Source organism: Lactiplantibacillus sp. 3062 (assembly GCF_055413545.1).
In genome coordinates this window covers 1-22,673 of record NZ_JBVAYE010000002.1, presented here as the reverse complement: position 1 = coordinate 22,673, position 22,673 = coordinate 1, and the positions used below count along the sequence as shown (strand labels likewise).

Genomic DNA, 22,673 nt, shown 5'->3' with positions numbered 1-22,673 from the left:
TAAGCGCTCCTTTCTCCCGCGTTTCGGGTACTCAGCTTAAAAGAGGCCGAATAAATGTGCAATTGGAAAAACTAATAACATACTATCAAATCGATCTAGGATACCGCCATGTCCCGGCAAGATCTTACCAGAATCCTTAACACCATAGTAACGCTTCAACGCGGATTCTACTAAATCGCCAAACTGGCCAACTACTGATAAGACTAAAGTAATCAGTACCATACTGATGACGCTAGCATAGCCGACGTGAAACCCAATTGCAAAGGCACTGGCAACGATCACACCAATCACGCTACCCCCAATACAACCTTCCCATGTTTTATTGGGGCTGATCGGTGTGACTTTATGCCGACCCAGTTTGCGTCCGACCATGTAAGCCCCACTATCTGTCAGCCAGACAATGAACATCAGGAAGAGTAACATGTAAACACTGACACCCCGCGCAGCCGTGAAGTAGTTGAAGCCCATCCCGATGTACAGGACGCCTAACGTCAACATTCCGGCATCATCAAATGAAAAGCGATTCCGCGACCACACAGTGTGTAACAGTAGCAAGATAACTAAGAAGTAAACCACGTACTCCTTGTTTAATTGGTCTGGTAAGCCATTGAACCAGTTATTCGGTGCAATTTGAATCATAACTGCAAGCATGCTTACGATTGCTTCAAATGAAATCAATAATTTTTTACGCATCACGAGTAACTCGCTCATCGCAACGGCCCCTAACAGCATGGCCACAATATCTAAGGTTACCCCGCCCACAAAAATGACTGGGATAAATAAAATTAACGCAACGACAGCCGTAATGACTCGTTGTCTCATACCAAAAACTCCCTTTTATTTATGATCCGACAACCCACCAAAGCGCCGATCACGGCTCTGAAAATCCGCGATACAGGCTTGAAGGGTCGCCGCTGTGAAATCCGGCCACTTCACATCAGTAAAGACCAGTTCACTGTAGGCAATCTGCCACATTAAGAAATTTGAAATGCGTTCTTCACCACTCGTGCGAATCAGCAAATCTGGATCATTGTATGGCGCAAGTGGTGCCGTCATCAGTGCTGCGTCGATGGTTGCATCATCGATATCACCAACCGCCAATTGACCATCTTGCACTTGCTGGGCAATTTTTTGCACCCCGGTCACGATTTCGGCCCGTGAACCATAGTTGAGAGCAAAGTTCAGCACCATCCCATCACAATCTTTGGTATCTGCAATCGCATTTTGGACTGCTTTTTGCGTTGCTTCTGGCAAGTGATCAACGTAGCCCATGACTTGCACCCGCACATTATTTTTTATCAAGTCCGGTACGAAAGTATCAAAGAAACTCACTGGCAGTTGCATGAGGTAATTAACCTCATCAGTTGGCCGCTTCCAATTTTCAGTTGAAAACGCGTAAAGCGTCAGGACTTTAACGCCCAAATCACTTGCGGCAATCGTAATCTTTTTGACCGTGTTCATACCTTCCTTATGGCCAGCAACCCGTGGTAAATGCCGTGCTTTGGCCCAACGCCCATTGCCATCCATAATAATGGCGACATGGGCTGGAATACGTTCAGGATCCAATTGCACGTCGGTGTTATCTGCAGGATCATTCTTATTAAAAAAAGCGAACAAGGCGCACCTCCATAAAAATAGCTTAACTATGCACTATTTTACCAAAAAAAGCACTAATTAACTATTCGTCAACAAAAAAAGGCTTGAATTTCTCCAAGCCTTAATAAATTGGTCGGTCATTAACCTTCCAAAATTTCTTTTTCTTTGTCCGCAACGATCGCGTCGACGTCCTTACCCGCTTGATCCGTTAACTTTTGGGCTTGGTCTTCTAACTGATGTAACTGGTCGTCAGTGAATTGACCATCTTTATGGCCCTTCTTCAAGGCTTCCATTGCATCACGACGCACGTTTCGAACGGCGACCTTGGCACGTTCACCTTCCGCCTTAACGTCCTTGGCAAGTTCTTTACGCCGTTCTTCCGTTAATTGTGGAATAACTAACCGAATCGCAGAACCGTCGTTAGCTGGGCTAATACCGAGGTCTGACGCTAAAATAGCCTTTTCGATTTCTTTAAGGGCACTCTTATCAAATGGGGTCACCATTAAGACCCGTGGTTCGGGTACCGTAATTGCCGCCATCTGATTAAGTGGTGTTTGCGCACCGTAATAATCTGCAGAAATCCGATTCAATAATGATGCGTTAGCCCGGCCAGCCCGAATATTACCGAGCTCGCGTTGTAAAGCAGCTTCCGCCTTCTTCATCCGTTCCTGTGCTTCTTTTAAAATTGGTTCCGTAATTGCCATATTATTTCCCCCTGACTGTTGTCCCGATGTGTTCACCGGCGACGACTTTCCGAATGTTTCCAGGTTCATTCAAGTTAAAGACCACGACAGGAATGTCATTATCCATCGATAAGGAACTTGCCGTAGTATCCATCACTTGTAACCCTTTGTTGATAATGTCGAGATGGGTAAGCGTATCAAATTTAACTGCACTAGCATCCTTGTTAGGATCAGCCGAGTAAACACCATCGACGCCATTTTTGGCCATCAAAATCGCATCCGCATTAATTTCAGCGGCCCGTAATGCGGCGGTCGTATCCGTTGAGAAGTATGGACTCCCGGTACCACCGGCAAAAATAACGATCCGGCGTTTTTCAAGATGGCGCATTGCCTTCCGCCGAATGTATGGTTCCGCGATTTGTCGCATTTCAATGGATGTTTGAACCCGGGTCGGCACACCCATTGATTCGAGATTATCCTGGAGTGCCAAGGCATTCATAATCGTGGCTAACATGCCGATATAATCAGCTTGGGCCCGTTCCATACCCATCTGGGCACCAGCTTCGCCACGCCACATATTGCCACCACCAACGACGATTGCAATTTGTACGCCCATGTCATAGACGTCCTTAAGTTCCTCTGCCACCGTTTTAATGACGGGGGGATTGATTCCAAAGCCCTTCTCACCAGCTAAGGCTTCCCCACTCAGTTTTAGGATTACACGCTTATATTTAACTTCCGACATCGTTTTGTCCTCCTCGAAATTATCTGTCTATCATTTTACCATATATTTCAATAAGCGTTTGGTATCCAGCCGTAATCCGGCGCAAAAATTAACCGAATTCTCTTTTTAAAGCGGCTTCAACCCGTTACTTTACAAAAAGGGACTACGCCGAAAATTGCTTTCCGTCGTAATCCCCAATTAGCTAATCCCTTAGTCAGTAATTAGTCTTTAATTTGGTTCATAACTTCATCGATGAAGTTATCAGCCTTCTTTTCGATTCCTTCGCCAACTTCAAAACGAATGAATGAGCTAACCTTGCCACCCTTTGATTCGACAAAGTGCGCAACAGTTTGATCAGAATCCTTAACGAATTCTTGGTCATCCAAGCTGATTTCTGAAAGCCACTTGTTTAAACGGCCTTCAACCATCTTTTCAACGATCTTTTCAGGTTTACCTTCATTCAAGGCTTCCTTAACAAGCACGTCTTTTTCATGAGCTAACCGGTCAGCAGGAACTTGTTCACGGTTAACATACTCAGGATTGATAGCAGCGACGTGCATGGCAACGTCCTTAGCAGTAGCACTGTCAGCACCGTCTAAGACAACTAAGGCTGCAATTTGGCCACCGTTGTGGATGTATGAACCAAAACTTTGGTCAGCACCCTTTTCAACAACTTGGAAACGACGAAGACTGATCTTTTCACCAGTTACTTGAGTCGTTTCGATGACGTCATCTTTAACCGTCCCGTTAGCCGTCTTCAAAGCTAAGGCGTCGTCAACGGAAGCTGGTTCTTCTTCAGCGATCTTGTCGGCAACTTCAGTTACCAAGTTTTTGAACTTGTCAGTTGAAGCAACTGAATCAGTTTCACAGTTGATTTCAACAATGGCAGCTTTGTTGTCCTTGATTGCAACAGCAGCAATCCCTTCGGCAGCAACCCGGCCACTCTTCTTTTCGGCCTTAGCAACCCCTTTTTCACGTAAAACGTCAACGGCTTTTTCCATGTCGCCTTCAGTTTCAACTAACGCCTTTTTAGCGTCCATCATACCAACACCGGTTTTATCACGAAGTTCTTTAACTTGTGCTGCAGAAATCTTTGCCATAGTTTACTCTCCTTTGAGTATCTTGATTTTAGATAAAAAGCTGCCCGCAAAATCAGGCCGTAATGGTCCGCGATTTTTAGGCAGCCTAATTATTTCAATTAATTATTTGTCAGACTTGGCGTCGTTGTCGCCTTCAACAGCTTCAACGATGTCTTCCAATGAGTCAACGGACTTCTTAGCGTCCTTGTTGTCCTTGAAAGAATCTTCAGTAACATCTTCGTCTTCACCTTGACGACCTTCAATGACAGCATCAGCCATCTTAGAAGTGATCAAACGAACGGCACGGATTGCGTCATCGTTTGAAGGAATAATAACGTCGATGTCATCTGGATCAGTGTTCGTATCAACCATCGCAACGATCGGAATGTTCAATTTTTGAGCTTCCTTAACGGCGATTTGTTCCTTACGAGGATCAACGATGAAGATTACATCTGGAATCCGAGGCATGTCTTCGATACCGCCCAAGAACTTTTCAAGCTTGGCACGTTGCTTCATTAATAATGAAACTTCCTTCTTAGGTAACCGTTCGAAGGTGCCATCAGCTTCCATCTTCTTCAAGTCTTTAAGACGCTTGATCCGTGTTTGGATGGTGTTCCAGTTAGTCAAAGTCCCACCTAACCAACGATGGTTAACGTAGTATTGACCTGCACGGGTTGCTTCTTCTTCGATTGAATCTTGGGCTTGTTTCTTAGTCCCAACAAACAAGATAACACCATCATCAGCCGCAGCATCCTTAACGAAGTTGTAAGCTGAGTCGATCATCTTGACCGTCTTTTGTAAGTCAATGATGTAGATGCCGTTCCGTTCCGTAAAGATGTATGGTTTCATCTTTGGGTTCCAACGACGAGTTTGGTGACCGAAATGGACACCGGCTTCAAGCAATTGTTTCATAGAAATAACAGCCATAATAAATGTGCCTCCAAAAAATTTGTTTTATTCCTCCCCACCGTTCAACTAATCATGGCACTCTCCCGAGCACCGCCATGATTATCGCAGTAGGTGTGAATTGGTTTTAACACCGAAAATTAGTATACCGAAAATTACTAGTGCTTGCAAGCAATTTCATCAAGAATTTGTGAATTCCTGAAAGTGTGTTAAAATACAATCTCGCATAGGGGGCTCACTTAATAATGATAAAAGCCATCATTTTTGACCTTGACGATACGTTGTATGATCAAAAATCACCGTTCACTGCTGCCTTAACTAAAACTTTTAACCAGGCTTTGAGCAGCACTGAATTGGCACAAATTTTTAACCGGTTCCATGATTTTAATGACCGTACCTTTAACCAGGTCACTGATACGACTATGACGCTGGAAGCGTGGCAAACCGCCCGTATTCGACACGCGTTAGCACCCAGCAAAGTCCACATCAGCACTGATCGGGCTATCCAATTTGAAATGGCCTATCAGCAGGAACTAAATCAGATTTGCCTTTTCGATGGGCTGAGTGCGACGCTGACCAAGCTCAGTCACGCATTTAAAATTGGTATCATTACCAACGGGCCAGCGCCGATTCAGCATCAAAAGTTACATCAATTACAAATTGAACATTTCGTGCATCCGGATAACATCTTTATCTCAGAAGAATTGGGTATTGCTAAACCCGACCCATCGATTTTCACGACGTGGGCCCATCAGGTTGGCATCAAGGCCAACGAAGCCGTTTACGTTGGTGACAATGCAGCACTCGACATGACCAGTGCCAAACACGCTGGGTGGCAAACTTTTTGGTTTAATCACCGGCGCAATGACCAGGTGACACCGAGCGTAATTCCTGATCAAATCATCCAGAGTCCAGCGGAACTAAATGAACTATTGCTAGCACTTCTTCAAGCCGCCAGCGCTTCATAGACGCATACTGGCGTTAAAGCTACGAGCAACTTATGCTGGTAACAACCACGGTAAGTACGTGCTAGCAAGACCTTTACCTAGCAACACTTAATTGTGTTATCGCTAACAAAATCGCTTACTTGTGAAGCCCACAGTCGTGCAACCAGCTCGATTGTGGGCTTTTTGTTATGGATAATAACAGCATTGAAAGTACGCTTGGGGTTAACGCTTCGAAAAGGCCCCATTAGATGAAAGTATAAAAAATGGCGTCACTCAGATGAGTGACGCCATTTTCAGTGATAATCGAGATTAGTCAAACTTAACTTGCGTATCAGCTTTACCAGTTTCGATGAATTGTTTGTTACTGTTCATTGAAACGTGCACCATGTTGTGAACGGCAGTTTCAGTGTAGAAAGCCGTATGTGGTGTAATCAAAACATTGTCGCGGTTGAACAAGTTCATGAAGACCTTGTCATCAATCGTTTGACCTTCAAGGTCTTTGTTGAAGATCTTAGTTTCGTATTCATACGTATCAAGAGCGGCACCGGCAACTTTGCCACTGTCTAAGGCTTTGATCAAGTCTTCTGAATCGATGAGTGTCCCACGAGCAAAGTTCAAGATGTAGGCGCCATCTTTCATCTTGCTGAAGGCATCCGCATTCAACATGTGGTAGTTATCCTTCAATGCAGGAACGTGTAACGTGATAACATCAGCTTGGGCGTATAATTCGTCCAAGGTGTCAACGTACATGCCTTCCTTTTCAAGTTCAGCATTCCGGTAAACATCGTAACCGATAACCTTAGCGCCGAAGCCTTTGAAAATATCGATGGCAGCACGGCCAATCCGACCAGTACCGATAACACCAACAGTCATGGTGTTTAATTCCTTGGCAATATCTGGTGCCCAACGGAAGTCTTGCTTAGCTAACTTCTTGTTGAACAATGGGGTTTGACGTAATAATTGCATCAATTGCGTTACTGATAATTCAGCAATCGCATTTGGTGAGTATGCAGGTACGTTAGAAATGTTTAAGCCACGTGCTTTAACAGTAGGAACGTCCAAGTTATCAACACCAACGTTACGAAGAGAGATGTTCTTAACCCCTTCGTCGGCTAACTTGTTCAATACTTCAGCAGTATAGTCCTTTTGTTGGTATACATCGGCACCGTCGAAGCCTTTAGCTAAGTCAACGTTGTCTTCAGTAAGTAATTCTGGAACTAATTTAACTTCAACATCTGGGTTTTCTTTCATCCAAGTATCGAAGAATGGACGTTCGTCATCACGTACAGCATATGCAATAATTTTCATTACAAAAATTCCTCCTATATATTGATACAGTAAATATTATAACAGTAAATGCGAGAAATAGAATCATAAATTGTGAAAACTTCGCTAAATTTTCACATCGTGAGCTGACAAGTATTTTAGCTTGGCAGCTCGCGATTGGTGTTTGAAGGCATATTCAGCCTTTAACGCACTTGATTTGTCAGTGAAAGTTTCATGATAAATTAATTGCAAAGGCCGCCGTGATCTGACCCGCGTATATTTAGCCCCTTTGCCCGCATTGTGCGTTGCTAATCGTCGCTGCAAGTTATCCGTAAAACCACCATACAACGTTTGATCAGCACATAATAGTACATAAAAATAATATTTTTTGATTGCCGTCGTGGACGCAGCCGGCTTACTTGTGCTTGCCATAGAGTAACGTGTGCACCTCTTCCCCGTATTCACCATCATCACGATAAACGACAAGCGGCGGCATGATTCGAACACCGTTGCGTTTCCCGTCCTTGATCATTTCGATTAGAACCATGTTCGCTTCCCGTTGTGCTTTCGGGTGGACGAACCGCATCCGTTTGGGTGCCAACCGATTGGCCGCCATCGCACTGAATAAATCATCCAAACGTTCAGGACGGTGCACAAAATAGGCTTTACCATTCATTTTCAACAAATCACTAGTTACCGCTAGAATCTGATCTAAATTAGCGGACAATTCATGGCGGGCAATCGCCAAATGAGGATTTGGATTTTTGACACTCTGCGGTTGATCTTTAAAATACGGCGGGTTACACAAGACGGTATCCACCGAATCCTTCGGTAATTGGTGCGTAATTGCCAATAAGTCTTCGTTCAGAACTGTCATTTGCTGGGTTAAATCGTTCAAAATAACACTGCGTTGGGCCATCTCAGCCAACCGGGGCTGGATTTCGACCGCCGTAATATGACCTTGAGTTTTGGCACTGGCGAATAGACCTACTGCGCCATTGCCAGCACAGAGATCCACAATCTGGCTCTTAGCACCCTTCGCAACCTGGGCAAAGTCACCCAATAAAACCGCGTCCAGTGAGAACGCAAAGACTTGGGAACTTTGAATGATTTGAATATCTTGACTATATAATTGATCAATACGCTCATCGGCGTGTAACGTGACGTCTGCCATATTCGGCCACCTCTCCATTCAATTCGTCGCACAGCTATCATACAATTAACTTGCAGAATTTGCCAAATTTCGTCATACTGTGAGCAGTTATTAAACGAAAGGAAGATCGTGATGTTTTATTCATTTATGCGCGGACTAGTCCGGCTAATCATCACCATTATTAACGGTCGGCCCCGCTATCAAGGACGGGAAAACCTACCAGAGGGGGCCTATATCTTAGTTGGGCCACACCGCACGTGGTTTGACCCGTTGTACTATGCACTGGCTGGCAGCCCAATGAAATTTAGCTTTATGGCCAAGGAAGAACTATTTAAGAATCCCGTTCTGCGGTTCATTCTCGTTCATGCGAACGCCTTTCCTGTCAATCGGCAACATCCAGGACCTTCAGCAATCAAGACCCCCGTCAAATTTTTGCGCAGCGGTAAGCTTTCACTAATCATGTTTCCATCAGGAACGCGCCACTCACAAGAACTTAAGGGCGGTGCAACCGTCATCGCTAAGATGGCCGGTGTTCCACTAGTCCCAACCGTTTACCAAGGCCCATTGACCTTCAAACAACTCTTTAGCCGTCAGCGGGTTACCGTCCGTTTCGGTCAACCGATTGATATTGATCGTAAACTGAAATTGGATGAAGCTGGTCAAAAACAAATTGAGACTAAAATGTTGCACGCTTTTGACGACTTGGATCGTCAAATCGACCCAACGTTCAAATACGTTGATCCTGCTACAACCCGTCAGAAACATTAAGTTCGATAATAAAAAAGTGTCGGTGATCGCAATTTAAAGCGAGCCGACACTTTTTACTACTTGTTATCGTTTTTAGATGCAGCTTTCATCGAATTCAACATCTGATGTAACTTCTTTTCGGATGGGCGTTGACCCATTTGCATCATCATACTACGAAGCATCTCTTCACTAATTGGTGGATTTTGCTTCAAGTAATTTTGCATATAGTGCCGGGCACCGAAGAAACCACCAGTTAACCCAACCAATACGCCGATAACGACGATTAAAATCCAAATTCCTGTAGACACAGTCATTCCCCTCCCTTATTACAGTCTTCATTAAACTAGTCTACACAAATTAACAATAAAAGAAAAGGAAAATTTGTCAGTTGACAAATTTTCCTGAAATCGGTTAATCATCTCGAAGACCGCGATCGCGTTGCACTTGACGGACCTTTTCTGGCGTAACCTCTTTACCATCTTTATCATAAACCTGAAGCATTTCAACTTGTTGCCGAAAACCGGCGCGAAATTCCTTCAAGTATTTTTGCCGCAACTCTTGACGTTCGGCTTCTTCTAGCTCGGTGAGCCCCTCGGCTTTCGCCTTATGAGCTAACTCATTGATCCGAGCAAGCAATTCTTTTGAAATCAAATCAGCAGCCCCTTTCACTCTTGAAATATACACGAAATTAGACCCTAAATCAATTAATAGTGTTTGTCAACCGAACATTTGTTTGAAAGCTATGAAACGCTATGCTACAATTGGTTTAACCAATAATGAAAATAAAAAATGAGGTGCCAAGATGAGTAAAACATCGGAAAGCAAACAAATGGCCGTTCTTCGCTTTATTTATGAACGTGTCAATGAAAAAGGATACCCGCCAACCGTTCGTGAGATTGGTGAAGCCGTTGACTTATCTTCGACTTCGACCGTTCACGGCCACATTTCACGGCTAGAAAAAAAAGGTTACATCCAAAAAGACCCAACTAAGCCACGTGCCATTGAGGTAACGCCAGCCGGTTTCGAAGCACTGGGCGTCGAAACTACGCCACATCAAATTCCGGTACTTGGAACGGTAACCGCCGGCCAACCAATTCTTGCCGTACAGGAAGCGACGGATTATTTTCCAATTCCTAAGGAACTTGAATCATTCGGTGGCGACCTTTTCATGCTCACCATCCGTGGCGAAAGTATGATCAATATCGGTATCATGAATGGTGATCAAGTCATTGTTCGGCGTCAAAGTTCCGCTGACAATGGTGATATCATCATTGCCATGACCGATGAAAATGAAGCGACTTGCAAGCGATTCTTCAAAGAGGCCGATCACTACCGACTACAACCTGAGAACGACACGATGGCGCCAATTATCTTGAACAACGTCTCTGTATTAGGCAAAGTTGTCGGTTTATATCGCGACATGCTGTTTCAGTAAACTATCACCCACAAGATGACAATTCAATTTGTCATCTTTTTTATTCGCCAGTTTTTAGAGCAGGTTGATGGCATGCCTACAGATTCCACTCACAAATATTTACACCCTTCCCGCCGTGCCAGGGACGAGAGCACGTTATTTGCGACAAAAGCACGCCCCCATTCCGGATTCACCTTGCCATAATCCCGTAGTGCCCAACCGATTGCCTTCTGAATAAAAAAAGTCATCATCACCCCGATTCGTTAGTATCGCCGTTTGTAAATTGGCAATCCGTCCTCTTTCAAGCCTAATCGAAGCGCGATACCTACTCGTCGCACCTATTTATCGGTAGCTCGTAAATATACCACCCGCTTGTTGTAAACAACCGTGCGCTGAGAGATACGCTGCAAGAACCTTGCGCCAGGCATCAACACTATCCCACTGTGGCGTTACTGTGATTTGGTGGTAGCACCATTGCTATTGAATCAGCGGCGCCTGATTCTCCCGATGTATCGACAGAAAAAGTGCTGGCGTCAAATTGGTTATTAGTCGGATCTCTTTTCAAAATATTTCAAATCTGTGACGAACAGCCAATAGTTCAATGGTATAATGATTATACTATTTTAAACATTGGGAGTTGGTTACATGTTGTTCCTAGCCATTATGGGCTTGATTGTTTTTCTATTAGCATTATTTTCCGTGATTTACGCACGTCAAACCGGTGGTGGTTGGAAATTTCTAACACTAATTACGGTCCTCAGCGCCCTGGTCACCATCTACGCGGTCGTTAAATTGCCTTACTGGCCATACAACCAGTCACAGCAATCGGCGCGCAAAGCATCATCTAGCACGAGTACTAGCGCTAGTACCAGCAAGTCCAAATCAACGAGCTTGAGTTCCTCACAAGTCGTTTTTAACGAAGCCAGCACCAAACGCGCGGCCGCAACGACTAAGTTGAATGAAGAAAATATCCTTAAACAATTACAATCTAACTATCAATCGATTGGTACCGTTGCATTCACCAAGTCAACGAAAACATATACGATTACGCCAACCAATAAAAAGTACGTTAAATCTTTGAAGACGATTAAATCATATCCATCTCAAAACCAAAAAGCAATCACCACGATTACTTCGAATTTTAAATCGTTGTCAAAATCGCTCCAAAAGAATCTTGCCGCTGGTTACACGATTCAGTTGCTACAACCAGATACCACTGACAAGACGCTGTTGAGTGTCCAAGATGGTCAAATTATGACCAATAACTTCAAATAGGAAAAGTCACTTGTCTAGCAAATTTGCTAGTAACAAGTGACTTTTTTGTTTAAACTTGTTGATCTAAATATTGACGTTGTTCGTTCTTTTGACCGGTCAATACGAATCGATGGGGATCATCAGCATAGCTGACCGACTGATCATCGGCCCGCCATTGCAATTGATGACTGAATAAGGCTTCATACTCCGCCACACTAACTCGGCGACGACGAGCCAACCGTTGTGGTAGGCCATGATCTAAACCGGTCTGATAATCCGGCTGAATAACCCCGGTATAAAATTCACCCTCGGCACCCGAGCCATAACTGAATAATCCGAGTCGATTCCCTGGTTGTAACTGAGGATCAGTCAGTAACTGCGATAACAAGCTCAAATAGAGTGAACCAGTATACAAGTTACCAACTTGTCGATTTAGCTGACGCGCATGTTCGAAGTGCGCCAACCACTGGGCTTGTTTCTCGGCATCAACTAATGGTAACACGCTTCGAAGCGCTTTAAGTCCCATCTTTGTATATGGCAAATGAAAAACCAAGGCCGTCAGTGCGTCTGGACTAGTTTGAGTCGTTTGCAGGTAATTCTTAAACACATCTTGAAAATAATCAATATAGATATTAGACGAGTATTTGCCGTCAACTAGGGCTTCTGTATGATACAACGGTCGCCAAAAGTCCATCACATCTTCGCTCAGTAGACTTGACTCAGTACCCAGTACTAATACTTTAGGATCCGCACTAATTAACATAGCAACCGCCCCACCACCTTGAGTTGGCTCGCCCGGTGTGTTCAATCCGTAGCGTGCCACGTCACTACCAATGACCAGCGCCTTTTTATCTGGATGAACACGCACGTGATCTTGGGCCAGTTGGACACCAGCCGTCGCCGCATAGCAGGCTTCTTTCATTTCAATTGTTCGAACCCGCTGACTCAAACCGAGCAACTTAGCGACGTAAATCGCACTCGCTTTGGAATTGTCGATCCCCGACTCGGTACCGACGACTAATAAATCAATAGCCGCAATGTCAGTCGCTGTCAGCATCGGTGCGGCAGCATTAGCAGCTAACGTCACTACATCCTGACTCGGCGGAATCACCGCCATTTTAGACTGACCAATACCAATCAAATACTTATCAGGTTCTGCCTGGCGAGCTGTCGCCAGTTCCGCCATGTCTACGTATAAATGTGAAGTTGCAAAATGCAACTTGTCGATTCCAACTTTCACGTCTTTTCCTCCAATTTGTTAATGACAATAAGGGATTAATATGCACGTCCGCGTGGCCCTAAGTAATGAAAATCAGGGTCAGTTCCGACCCGATAGCAGCTGAAAGCCCGACTAATTTCATTATGAAAAGTCACAACAATTGCCGGTGTCGCCCAAGTAGACGCCGCCCAAAAAACGGTGTCATCAAACGCCCGGTTGTCATTCGGGTAGCGGTGATAGCCTTGTACATTGTCCCAAATGGTGCCGTGCGTATTCAACCAATCTTCAGCAAGTCCGGCGTCCACCTGCATCATCACGTCTTGATTATCAGCAATCAAACTACTTAGTTTTTGCCAATCGAGTTGCCAATCATGAATATGGGGATTCGGTCCGCGTGTGCCAAGCGGTGTATGCCCCAATGCGATCGGTGTCAATTCTACAAAATCCATCTTGACCACCCCGTTCGTTAACCATCCTAAGATTTCTTAACTATTATAGCATTTCACGACAAAAATACTGCCCGCAATTGCTTGACCTGGGACGGGTTCCATAATTTATGCTGTTATTAAATAAGGCGATTAAGACAAGCACCCAGTAAGGAGCGCGGTAAACATGTGGTTCTCACATCATCAAAAACGAAATAGTCTTCAGGCACCCGTCGCCGGTACTTATACGGTGATTCCCACTGCCACATCACCCCAACAAATCGGGCTATTAGCCATACAACCGACCAGTCCGGTGATTAATGCCCCGATTGATGGTGATATCATTAGCCTGTCACCCTCGCGTCTCGTTATCAATTCGCTGAGCAATCAACATATTGAACTGCGTATCGACCGGCCGAACTTCCACAACAAGTGTACCTGGCAAGTACGCGTGGGCGATTCCGTTTCACCATTAACAATTGTAGGGACACTTTATGGATCCTTAAAAGACGTCACCATTGCTGTCTATCGAATTGATACCATTCAGGCCACTAATTGGGTTTCGCTCGCAAATAATTAGCTGTTTACGGCTATAGATTCATATCCGCTAATTGGGCATTTCGGTTGTCAAAATATAAATTTGACGGTTGTGAATATTTCTAAGTCCACCTTGACACCCATCGCCCAATCTCAAAAAGATAAATCACAATAATCACTTTTCCAACAGCTTCAACGGGCCATGCTACTGTGCCCAGTTGGAGTTGTTTTTTTGCAAACTACTCAACACTGCCAGGTGTGAAGTTTGAAATAACATGGCGCATCGCTGTCGACATAATTGATTGGTGGTGTAATTGACAAGCTATCGTGACATCATTACAATTTTTGTGGTTTGATATTTGATTGCTTTATACCTTAATTCAAGCTATGATATTCATACTGGTTTAAAATTCCTTTCTTTATTAATCAGTAGGAGCCCTAATTAATAGATCAATCTAAAAATTATAAAAAGGTCGGATACAATTATTATGAAAACCATGAGTCTTGTTGTTCCATGCTATAACGAGGAACCAACGATTGAAATATTTTATAACACCGTTGAAAAAGTCTTGGCAGATAATCCAGAGTCGTTCAAGGATATCACTACTGAATATGTTTTCGTTAATGATGGCTCATCTGACGACACTTTGAACGTACTACGAACTTTAAACGCCGCCCATCCTGACACTGTCCACTATGTCTCCTTTTCGCGAAATTTTGGTAAGGAGGCTGGTTTATTAGCCGGTTTGGAGCACACCATTGGCGATTACGTCGCCGTCATGGACGTTGATCTACAAGATCCACCGACTTTATTGCCTAAAATGCTGGCAATGCTTCAAACCGGTGACTATGACTGTATCGGTACAATGCGGGAAAATCGCGTTGGTGAACCAATGATCCGGTCATTCTTATCACGCTCGTTTTACTCAGTTGTCAACAAAATTTCAAAAGTACAAATTATTCCAAACGCCCGCGATTACCGGTTAATGACACGTCAGATGGTTGATGCTATTTTGGAATTGCCTGAATATAACCGATTTTCAAAAGGCATCTTCAACTGGGTCGGTTTCCGAACAACTTATTTGAAGTTCGAAAATCAGCCCCGTTCCGCTGGCGAGACACACTGGTCAATTTGGCAATTATTCAATTATTCAATGGATGCCATCGTCGACTTCTCAGATGTACCCCTGAAGATTGCGACCTTCACCGGCGGCTTGCTCTCACTAATCTCCATTATCAGTATATTTGTCGTTATTATTCGTAAAATATTATTTGATAACAGTGTCAGTGGTTGGGCCTCAACCATCACGATTATGCTCTTAATCGGTGGCATTCAGCTGTTCTGTCTGGGGATTATCGGCAATTACATTGGTAAGATTTATATCGAATCAAAACACCGGCCCCACTACATCGTGCAGGAAAAGAAGTAAACTTTTCAACCTAAACTGAGACGCATACGACCATATCGGGAAACTGGTATGGTCGTGTGCGTTTCGGCATCTGGATGAAGTTAAAGGTTATGAATGAAATTATTATTTAAAAGCTCTTTTGGGGACATCAGTCCTTGTCAAGTTGATGAATGAAATAATATGATTTTTAATTACTTTTCAAACGGCTTCATCGCGGTATTCAAATGCGGTAGAGCCGTTTCTTTGTACTATTCGTATGATTTCATTAAAGTATCAAAAGTCTTAAACGTGTAAGTTAACCCACGATCAGTATGAGCCATCAGTTGGACATCACCAGCGTTCTTAAAAGCCTGGGTAAAGGCGCCAACCACCGCCTCGCTGGTTGGCTGGACTTAAGCCGTAAATCGGGCTTTGTGCTTGTTATTAGCCCATAAACGACTTCGGTGGAATCGGATAATCCTACTTGGTTAGACTGAGTTACTTGATTTAATTTCTTACTTAGTTTGTTTGATGCGTTGAGGCCGCTTAATACAACTTTAACATTTTAGATGGAGTACAGATACAGATATCAAGTGTTTAACTGAAAACCCAAAACCAATCGATTCATGATGAAGCCACTTATTATAGACTGAGCGCGACAAACCTGGCTTGCTAAACAAGGTGTCCTGAACACCATGAATATCCGAGCCGACGGTTTTGATTCCTTGATAGGCTAATTTATGTTGTGCATTCAATCTTTGTGCTGTATTTTTTGGACTTTTTTAAAAAGAAGTCAAACCTCCTGCTCCTTGATTTGAATCTTAAGTTGACGTTTCTTGAGCCTTAGTCGTTCAACCTCAGTCATTTTTTCAATTGGTTTCGTCCATCCAAGCCGGTCTTTAAGTGCGATGTAACCATTGGTGGTGGTTTTGAGCATCCAGAAACGGATTTGCTGATAAGATACATTGTAATGTTTCGCTGCTCGGGAATATGCATGTTCACTCACCGTAATGTATTCAACGATTCTAATGCGTTCTTCAAAAGTTATTTTTCTACTCATAATGTGGACCAGCAATTCACTGATCCGGTCCTCCAGCCGTCTAGTACTTCTAAGGCCAAATCTGATTTGAATATCCCACAAACTACTTTCATCATTCAAGTACGCTGATATGGCCTGCCGCTTAATCTCTGAGATATATCGAATCCAATTGTGCTGTTCTTTTAATCCTTCCAGACCATCCTGCATATAAAAATTTTGACATCTGATGAAAGTACTTCGAGCGATACCACACGCTTTAAAACACGTTGATTTAGTCAGGTTAGTTTTTTCAAGACCCAGAATAATAGCTAATTTTTCTGTGACCATAAAATTGGTTCTAGATATAATAAAATCTCCTTAAAATTGATAGATGAAGTATATCATTTCATCTATCAACCTTAAGGGGACTATAGCACTTAAAACTGTCTGGCTCGTTTTGGTTACTGAATAGTGTCCACTTGCTAACGATTATCGGAATCTAATGTACCGTGTACATCGTTTCAGTCCTATCTGAAACTCGGAAACCATTTTTCAACGGCACCGCTGCTGGTAATTTACCAATAGTAGTATTACCAGCATGACCTACGTACACATGCGATTGGCCATAATGCGTATCAGCCTTAGCTTCATCAGCCTTACTTTCAACGCTTTCATCGCTGGCATACCGATAATGTCCATTGGTTGTAAAGGTCTGCGAAGGCAAGTCTGGCCGTAGCCCAGCGGCGGCTTGTAGTTGCCGACTCACCTGTACGCGACTGTCCGGATAAACCTCTACCATACTACGGCCAGCAACATCAAACGTTCGCCACTGAAATGTCAATCGTTTTACTCGATATCGCTTAAAAGTTTTACGACTTTTAAACAGTGTTAACATATCGTGATTCGTCAAATTAGTCCTCATTTGATCTTTCAAATCACCGACAACTTTGGCCCCTTTAGACGAAAGCCCTTCCTGATTCAAGCGCTTGACCATTGCGTAAAAGACGGCTTGCTGCCGAAAACCACGGTGTTGATCGTTGTCAATATGTCTTTCGCGTGCATAGGCTAATGCACGTGCACCAGACATCGATTGCAAACCTGCTTTAAATTTTTCTGGTTTTCCCCAGTAATCTTGTCCGATAAAATCACGATCAACATTAACTTCAACGGGACCAATATCATCGATTGCCCTAATAAAACCATCCCAATTAACAGTTAGATAATAATCAATTGGTAAATTCAAATAATGTTCAACGGTCGCTATCGCCGCTGCATCACCACCATAGGTATACGCCGATTCAATGCGCTGATAACCATGATATTGCTGCGAATGGATCTTAACAAAAGTATCCCGTAATAAACTACATAAGGTCATTGTTTTAGTTTTATGGTTTACAATGACTACCATCATTCCATCCGTGCGCGTTGTCGATAATTTGCGCTTGCCACTATTATCTAACCCCATCAATAAAAAAGTACTGACCGGTTGCTGGGTCAAATTATGATGCGACTTAATAACTCGTGACTCATGGAACGAGTGCAACATGTCAAATAACCGAATACCTTGAATTGTGAAAGCTACTAACATAAAGGTTATACAACTCGTTACTAGTACAATTAGTCGTTTTCTTTGCCATTTAGGTAGTTGCCGCCTTCTCATAAACTCAGTCCCCCCGCATTTCATTCATATCGCGCTTAAACTGATCAGTAATTGCCATTGTCTTGGCCCAAATTTGTTGCTCAGTACGTTGATTTCTAGGCGTCTTAATCTGATAAGTGTTCATAATTTGTGCAGGTTTCCCTCCTAGAACATAAATGACGTCTGAAAGACGAACCGCTTCAGAAATATTGTGCGTTATCAAAACAATCGCTTGCATTTTAAATTTCCTGCGTTCCCATAATGTGATCAAATCTTGCCCTAACCGCTGCCCTGTTAAAACATCCAGTGCTGAAAACGGTTCATCCAAAAGGAGCAGTTCTGGCTCAACAGCAAGTGCACGCGCAAAACCAACGCGTTGTTTCATCCCTCCAGATAGTTCATAGGGGTACGCATTTTTCAACCCTTTTAAACCAATCAAATTAATTAAATTGTCAATTTGATTGTCAACATATTGACAGTCAGAATTAAGCTGACTTTCTAAGCCAAACATGATATTTTGACGTACTGTCAACCATGGAAATAGCGCAAAGTTCTGAAATACCATACTCATACGGCGATTAGGAGCCGTGACTAAATTACCATCAAAAGTAATGGCGCCATAGCTGGGCCGAATAATCCCCGCAATCATTCGTAATAGTGTTGATTTTCCGACACCAGACGAACCAATAATACTAATAAACTGGTGGGTTTGAACCTGCAAACTAACCGCTTCCAAAATCAGTTCAGACTGCCGTTGTTTTGAAAGTATAAATGACTTTGAAACGTGATCAACATCTAATAAAACTGCTTTTTTCAACTTAAACTCCTCCTCGTATTAATAATGAAAGCGACGTTCAGCAAATCGATATAATGGTTGCCAAATCAACACAACGCATAACCCAACAATGACACAAATAATCAGTACTCCAGTTGCTTCTGCAGGCTTATTATTGATATTTTGGGCAATGTAAGCACCAAGTCCAGTAACCGCATACTGGTGGGTACCCCAGCTAATCAATTCAGCCGCAATATCAGCATTCCAGGCTGCCCCAGCAGCATTAATAATTGCGGTAATGAACGATGGAAACAGTGATGGAATTAAAAAGTGTGTCCACCAACGCCACCCTGACAGGTGAAAAATATTAACAACATCTTTGATATCACTGGGAATTGCCAGATACCCCGCGATAATGTTGAAAAAAAAGTACCATTGAGTTCCAGTCATTATCAATGGAATGACCCACCAATGCTGTGTCGTCCCTGTCAACGTAATCATTAATGCAACAATTGGAATATAAATATCCGCGGGAATTGATCCTAAAACTTGTCCAACCGGTTGAATCAGTTTTAACCGCCGCGCATTACTAGCAACCCATACGGCAAGTGGAATAAAAATAAGCGCCGAAAGTAAAACAGCTATCAACACACGACTAGTTGTTAGGAAGGTCCATTTAAACAAAACACTCAAATTAATCCAATCAAGATATTTTATTAGTAATACACCCAAGCGATATAGACCAACAGCTATTACTAGCCACCATGCAATACGCCAATATACCGTATATTTTTTTAATATTCGTATAATCCGTGAAAAGCCCAGTTTTTGCCATTGCATTGGAGCACCATATAACCACCAATACCGGATATGACGATGTAATCGCTTAACTAACAGCGGCACTTTAGCCATAACCATCAAATCATAGACTTGCGATTGCTGTGGTAGTTGGCTATCGGTACTCGTACCGTATTTATAATGTGCCGTTCCTTTAATCAGCGGTTGAAAAATAAACACATTGACCAATAACACACAGATAACTAGCGCAATCACTGCATTAATAACAGCACCAAAATTAGCTGTATCAAGCGCAATCTGGATGTATGATCCAATTCCTGGTAGCACTAATGTTTCATTTTTAGGAACCACGATCGTCGCTTGTTCACAAGCGACTAGGGCAAACCAAGCGGCCGATTGAGAAATGACAATATTCCATAGAATGCTTGGCGTCGCATAAAGAAATTCTAAGCGCCAGAATCGTTGCCAGCTATTACAGCCAAATTGCTTAGCCACTGTCATCAAGTCTTCGGGCGTAACCCGAAGTGACTGATAGAGAGCCAACATAATATTCCAGGCCTGTGCAGTGAAAACGCCGAAAATAGCAACGGCCTCAACACCCAGCACATTATTGGGAAACAATCCCATGAACCATGCAGTTGTAAACGTTAAAAATCCCAATAACGGCACTGACTCCAATAAATTAACAATCGGCAAAATAACATAGCGTGCACTTCGATAGCGCGCTGCTAATATGCCAAAAATCAAAGAAAACAATATTGAGTAGCCCATTCCAATGAATAGTCTCGTTGTTGTTCGTAACGCAGCCGCTACTAAATGTGACATTGTTAAGTAGTCTTTACCTCCCGTAGTATCTAAATAACCCTGAGTGGGTAATCGACTGAGCGGCAGGTTCATCTTGGCAATGCACCAGCCAATCATAAGCAATATTCCAATACTTAGTCCAAGCCACATCATCGTTCCCACCACAGAACGTACTTTAATCCCTCTTTTTAAACTTGTCATGGTGACTCCTTTCCATGTTCAAGTTGTTTTTAGGCAAATAAAACCCCATTAGCAAATTGCAGCTAATGGGGTAAAAAACTAAAATGGATAACGATTTTTGCATCGACGCATTCATTGAGTTTTAGCACTTTAAGACGTAAGAACTAGTCTAGTTATCTTGAAAGAGCCTTAATTCGGCAAATTCTGCTTTACTCATTCCTGTCTCTCGACATTTCTGGGCGATAACCTATATTCTTAAAGTAACCTCACCTAATTGCAACTGATTTTTATTGCTGATGTAATCAACAATGCTATCATAGTTTCAAGATCTTTAACCGTCAATAGAAACCAGCTAATGATAATCATTAACAAGTGATTATTTATACTTTTTAGGTTTCCTTTATAATCGTAACTTTTTCTTAACTATTTATCTCTAAACAAATTACTCGTACTGTCTAGCTTGAAATTTGGACTTTAATTGCCACAAAAATCCTGTTACTTAGTGAAAAATTCTCGGTACCGAAAAAATGGAGCGCACGTTAGGATACTGTGTCGCAAGAACCAAGCCAACCCCCATAAAATCGCCAATTATGGCCGAACCTCCCTGACTAACAAAAGGTAACGGAATTCCCGTTAAAGGTAACAGCCCAATCGTCATGCCAATGTTTTCAAACATATGGAAAGCTAGCATTACGGCTACTCCAGTGGAAACATAGACATAAAATCGGCGTCGACTAGCGAATGCTGAGCGAAAAATTAGATAAAACAAGTACATGTAAACGATAAGTAAGACACTACAGCCAATGAACCCAGTTGTCTCACCAACAACCGAAAAAATCATATCTGATTCCCTAACTGGCACATAAACAGCGTTATGAGTTACACCATTCCCAGTTAATCCACCCACCCCAACCGCTCGCATACTTTGCCACAATTGATAGCTTTGATCCGAGACGCCATTGCTTGGGTTAAGCCACGTATTGATGCGATCAAACTGGTACAATTTAAATCCGATATGAGATAACAGAGATTGGCCCGTGCTCGATGTCGCTAACAAAATTAAAACAACCCCAATGGATCCGGCCACCAATAACACACGCCACAAAAAACTAAACCGGCATGGTGAAACAATGAGCATACCAATAAAAATTGTCAGAAAAACTAACGTCGTTCCAAAATCATTGATGATTTTCAACGCAACAATAATTGGAAAAGTGTAAATAACTAAGCGACGTGTCAACCGCCAATCCGCATTAAAATTATTGTGGGGTCCCCACTGTTGATCTTGAACGATTAACCGGCCCATCATTAAAATATAGAGCGGTTTCATAACTTCAACTGGTTGAAAAGTCAGTGTACCAATTGCAAACCAACTTTTAGCCCCTGTTTGAACATAATATTCTCGACTATAGAAGACCAATAAAAGTATCAATAACAGCATGCCAATTGAATAGCCAATCGGGGCCCACTGCATCAATTGTTTTTCACTTAGGTGAAGCATCGTTGTCGCTATCAATGCACCCACAAGGTACCAGAGACACTGCATCATTGTCGTCCGAACAGGATCAATCACTTTTAAATCATGCAGACAAGCATAGTAAACAGCCCACATACCAATACAACAGAGTATGATGACACATAATATAATCCCCCAGCCATAGTCGCCAATATGTTTATGCTCTTGCCACCGACCAAGTTCTCTATTATTCATTTGTTACCCCCCATAAATAAAATTTATACCGGGCTTAGTATAGCGGTAAATACAAGTATTTTATATTTTAAGTGGCTTTTTTATGCTTAATTAATCGATTTAACCGGATTCTAAATATTGCATTAAAATCTTAATAATCGTGGCTAAGCCTCTTGCTAGCCACGATAAATTAATTGATACAACATTTGATCATTATTACGGTTAATATTTTGCACGTTGTTGACTAATCGTCTTAAAATCTTAGCGTCAATCTAATATTTGACGCTACCTTTAAATCTTTTGAATAAATATTTATTCCAGCAGAAAATTATGCTATACTTATTAAGTACCATATGGAGAGTTGGCAGAGTGGTAATGCACCGGACTCGAAATCCGGCGAACCGGCTAATACCGGCGCGCAGGTTCAAATC

General features: G+C 42.7%; 25 protein-coding genes and 1 riboswitch. Of the genes, 6 read left to right on the top strand and 19 right to left on the bottom strand.

All coding sequences use genetic code 11. From position 1 onward, the window contains the following. Positions 1–36 precede the first annotated feature (36 nt). From ACWQAU_RS03105 to rpsB, 6 genes are all read right to left on the bottom strand, one after another. Positions 37–822 carry a phosphatidate cytidylyltransferase gene (locus ACWQAU_RS03105; RefSeq protein WP_003640734.1) on the bottom strand — a complete coding sequence of 262 codons (786 nt, stop codon included), beginning with the start codon at positions 820–822 and terminating at the stop codon, positions 37–39. 15 nt (positions 823–837) lie between these two features. Further along, a complete protein-coding gene (locus tag ACWQAU_RS03100) occupies positions 838–1,617 on the bottom strand; it encodes an isoprenyl transferase (protein WP_003640735.1) in 780 nt (259 codons plus the stop codon). Between the two features lie 119 nt (positions 1,618–1,736). Further along, positions 1,737–2,300, bottom strand: a complete 564-nt coding sequence (frr, locus tag ACWQAU_RS03095; protein WP_003640736.1) for a ribosome recycling factor — start codon at positions 2,298–2,300, stop codon at positions 1,737–1,739. Position 2,301: 1 nt separating this feature from the next. Beyond that, the gene (pyrH, locus tag ACWQAU_RS03090) at positions 2,302–3,024 is read right to left on the bottom strand and encodes a UMP kinase (RefSeq protein ID WP_079111798.1); all 723 of its coding nucleotides are present in this window, start codon (positions 3,022–3,024) and stop codon (positions 2,302–2,304) included. A 200-nt stretch (positions 3,025–3,224) separates the two neighbouring features. Further along, a complete protein-coding gene (gene tsf, locus ACWQAU_RS03085) occupies positions 3,225–4,103 on the bottom strand; it encodes a translation elongation factor Ts (RefSeq protein ID WP_003644498.1) in 879 nt (292 codons plus the stop codon). 102 nt (positions 4,104–4,205) lie between these two features. Beyond that, positions 4,206–5,009 carry a 30S ribosomal protein S2 gene (gene rpsB / locus ACWQAU_RS03080; protein ID WP_003640739.1) on the bottom strand — a complete coding sequence of 268 codons (804 nt, stop codon included), beginning with the start codon at positions 5,007–5,009 and terminating at the stop codon, positions 4,206–4,208. Positions 5,010–5,233: 224 nt separating this feature from the next. On the opposite strand from rpsB, the gene ACWQAU_RS03075 reads away from it, so the two are divergent. Beyond that, the gene (locus ACWQAU_RS03075) at positions 5,234–5,956 is read left to right on the top strand and encodes an HAD family hydrolase (RefSeq protein WP_003640740.1); all 723 of its coding nucleotides are present in this window, start codon (positions 5,234–5,236) and stop codon (positions 5,954–5,956) included. 288 nt (positions 5,957–6,244) lie between these two features. Here the strand turns inward: ACWQAU_RS03075 and ACWQAU_RS03070 are convergent, their stop codons facing one another. The 3 genes from ACWQAU_RS03070 to ACWQAU_RS03060 all read right to left on the bottom strand — a co-directional run bounded on the left by ACWQAU_RS03070 (position 6,245) and on the right by ACWQAU_RS03060 (position 8,375). Beyond that, positions 6,245–7,243, bottom strand: a complete 999-nt coding sequence (locus tag ACWQAU_RS03070; protein ID WP_003640741.1) for a D-2-hydroxyacid dehydrogenase — start codon at positions 7,241–7,243, stop codon at positions 6,245–6,247. A gap of 84 nt (positions 7,244–7,327) precedes the next feature. Further along, positions 7,328–7,633: a GIY-YIG nuclease family protein gene (locus ACWQAU_RS03065; protein ID WP_003640742.1), complete on the bottom strand. Its 306-nt coding sequence runs from the start codon at positions 7,631–7,633 to the stop codon at positions 7,328–7,330. Continuing rightward, positions 7,617–8,375 carry a tRNA1(Val) (adenine(37)-N6)-methyltransferase gene (locus ACWQAU_RS03060; protein WP_003644499.1) on the bottom strand — a complete coding sequence of 253 codons (759 nt, stop codon included), beginning with the start codon at positions 8,373–8,375 and terminating at the stop codon, positions 7,617–7,619. Before ACWQAU_RS03060 ends, ACWQAU_RS03065 begins: the two co-directional genes overlap by 17 nt. A gap of 111 nt (positions 8,376–8,486) precedes the next feature. Between ACWQAU_RS03060 and ACWQAU_RS03055 the strand changes: the two genes are divergently transcribed. Continuing rightward, a complete protein-coding gene (locus tag ACWQAU_RS03055; protein WP_003645630.1) occupies positions 8,487–9,122 on the top strand; it encodes a lysophospholipid acyltransferase family protein in 636 nt (211 codons plus the stop codon). Between the two features lie 56 nt (positions 9,123–9,178). Here the strand turns inward: ACWQAU_RS03055 and ACWQAU_RS03050 are convergent, their stop codons facing one another. Together ACWQAU_RS03050 and ACWQAU_RS03045 are read right to left on the bottom strand one after the other, a co-directional pair. Beyond that, entirely contained in the window at positions 9,179–9,415 is a 237-nt protein-coding gene (locus ACWQAU_RS03050; protein ID WP_003640745.1) for a YneF family protein, read from the bottom strand. 97 nt (positions 9,416–9,512) lie between these two features. Next, positions 9,513–9,752: a DUF896 domain-containing protein gene (locus tag ACWQAU_RS03045; protein WP_003644501.1), complete on the bottom strand. Its 240-nt coding sequence runs from the start codon at positions 9,750–9,752 to the stop codon at positions 9,513–9,515. A gap of 151 nt (positions 9,753–9,903) precedes the next feature. Here ACWQAU_RS03045 and lexA point away from each other — a divergent pair, with 151 nt between their 5' ends. Then, positions 9,904–10,536 (top strand): transcriptional repressor LexA, encoded by a 633-nt coding sequence (gene lexA, locus ACWQAU_RS03040; RefSeq protein ID WP_003640747.1) that lies wholly within the window; start codon positions 9,904–9,906, stop codon positions 10,534–10,536. An 89-nt stretch (positions 10,537–10,625) separates the two neighbouring features. On the opposite strand, the gene ACWQAU_RS03035 is transcribed toward lexA, so the two are convergent. Then, complete coding sequence (locus ACWQAU_RS03035; RefSeq protein WP_228403051.1) at positions 10,626–10,763, bottom strand: DNA alkylation repair protein; 138 nt, start codon at positions 10,761–10,763, stop codon at positions 10,626–10,628. Positions 10,764–11,160: 397 nt separating this feature from the next. Between ACWQAU_RS03035 and ACWQAU_RS03030 the strand changes: the two genes are divergently transcribed. Beyond that, positions 11,161–11,790: a hypothetical protein gene (locus tag ACWQAU_RS03030; RefSeq protein ID WP_003645631.1), complete on the top strand. Its 630-nt coding sequence runs from the start codon at positions 11,161–11,163 to the stop codon at positions 11,788–11,790. Between the two features lie 49 nt (positions 11,791–11,839). Here the strand turns inward: ACWQAU_RS03030 and ACWQAU_RS03025 are convergent, their stop codons facing one another. Next, on the bottom strand, positions 11,840–13,009 hold the full coding sequence (locus ACWQAU_RS03025; RefSeq protein WP_013355614.1) for a hydroxymethylglutaryl-CoA synthase: 1,170 nt from the start codon (positions 13,007–13,009) through the stop codon (positions 11,840–11,842). A gap of 35 nt (positions 13,010–13,044) precedes the next feature. Beyond that, on the bottom strand, positions 13,045–13,437 hold the full coding sequence (locus tag ACWQAU_RS03020; RefSeq protein WP_003640750.1) for a hypothetical protein: 393 nt from the start codon (positions 13,435–13,437) through the stop codon (positions 13,045–13,047). A gap of 163 nt (positions 13,438–13,600) precedes the next feature. Between ACWQAU_RS03020 and ACWQAU_RS03015 the strand changes: the two genes are divergently transcribed. Both ACWQAU_RS03015 and ACWQAU_RS03010 read left to right on the top strand, forming a co-directional pair. Then, positions 13,601–13,993 carry a hypothetical protein gene (locus ACWQAU_RS03015; protein ID WP_003644503.1) on the top strand — a complete coding sequence of 131 codons (393 nt, stop codon included), beginning with the start codon at positions 13,601–13,603 and terminating at the stop codon, positions 13,991–13,993. Positions 13,994–14,438: 445 nt separating this feature from the next. Next, positions 14,439–15,380, top strand: a complete 942-nt coding sequence (locus tag ACWQAU_RS03010) for a glycosyltransferase family 2 protein (protein WP_003640752.1) — start codon at positions 14,439–14,441, stop codon at positions 15,378–15,380. A 751-nt stretch (positions 15,381–16,131) separates the two neighbouring features. Here ACWQAU_RS03010 and ACWQAU_RS03005 read toward each other — a convergent pair. From ACWQAU_RS03005 to ACWQAU_RS02985, 5 genes are all read right to left on the bottom strand, one after another. Continuing rightward, positions 16,132–16,704: a helix-turn-helix domain containing protein gene (locus ACWQAU_RS03005; RefSeq protein WP_003645636.1), complete on the bottom strand. Its 573-nt coding sequence runs from the start codon at positions 16,702–16,704 to the stop codon at positions 16,132–16,134. Between the two features lie 151 nt (positions 16,705–16,855). Continuing rightward, entirely contained in the window at positions 16,856–18,016 is a 1,161-nt protein-coding gene (locus ACWQAU_RS03000) for an LCP family protein (protein WP_033098963.1), read from the bottom strand. Between the two features lie 4 nt (positions 18,017–18,020). Further along, positions 18,021–18,812: an ABC transporter ATP-binding protein gene (locus tag ACWQAU_RS02995; RefSeq protein ID WP_003645638.1), complete on the bottom strand. Its 792-nt coding sequence runs from the start codon at positions 18,810–18,812 to the stop codon at positions 18,021–18,023. Between the two features lie 18 nt (positions 18,813–18,830). Beyond that, positions 18,831–20,573 (bottom strand): ABC transporter permease subunit, encoded by a 1,743-nt coding sequence (locus ACWQAU_RS02990; protein ID WP_079111800.1) that lies wholly within the window; start codon positions 20,571–20,573, stop codon positions 18,831–18,833. Positions 20,574–20,673: 100 nt separating this feature from the next. After that, positions 20,674–20,837: riboswitch (M-box (ykoK) riboswitch) on the bottom strand. A gap of 214 nt (positions 20,838–21,051) precedes the next feature. Beyond that, positions 21,052–22,263 (bottom strand): FtsW/RodA/SpoVE family cell cycle protein, encoded by a 1,212-nt coding sequence (locus tag ACWQAU_RS02985; RefSeq protein WP_003644508.1) that lies wholly within the window; start codon positions 22,261–22,263, stop codon positions 21,052–21,054. Between the last annotated feature and the right edge of the window lie 410 nt (positions 22,264–22,673).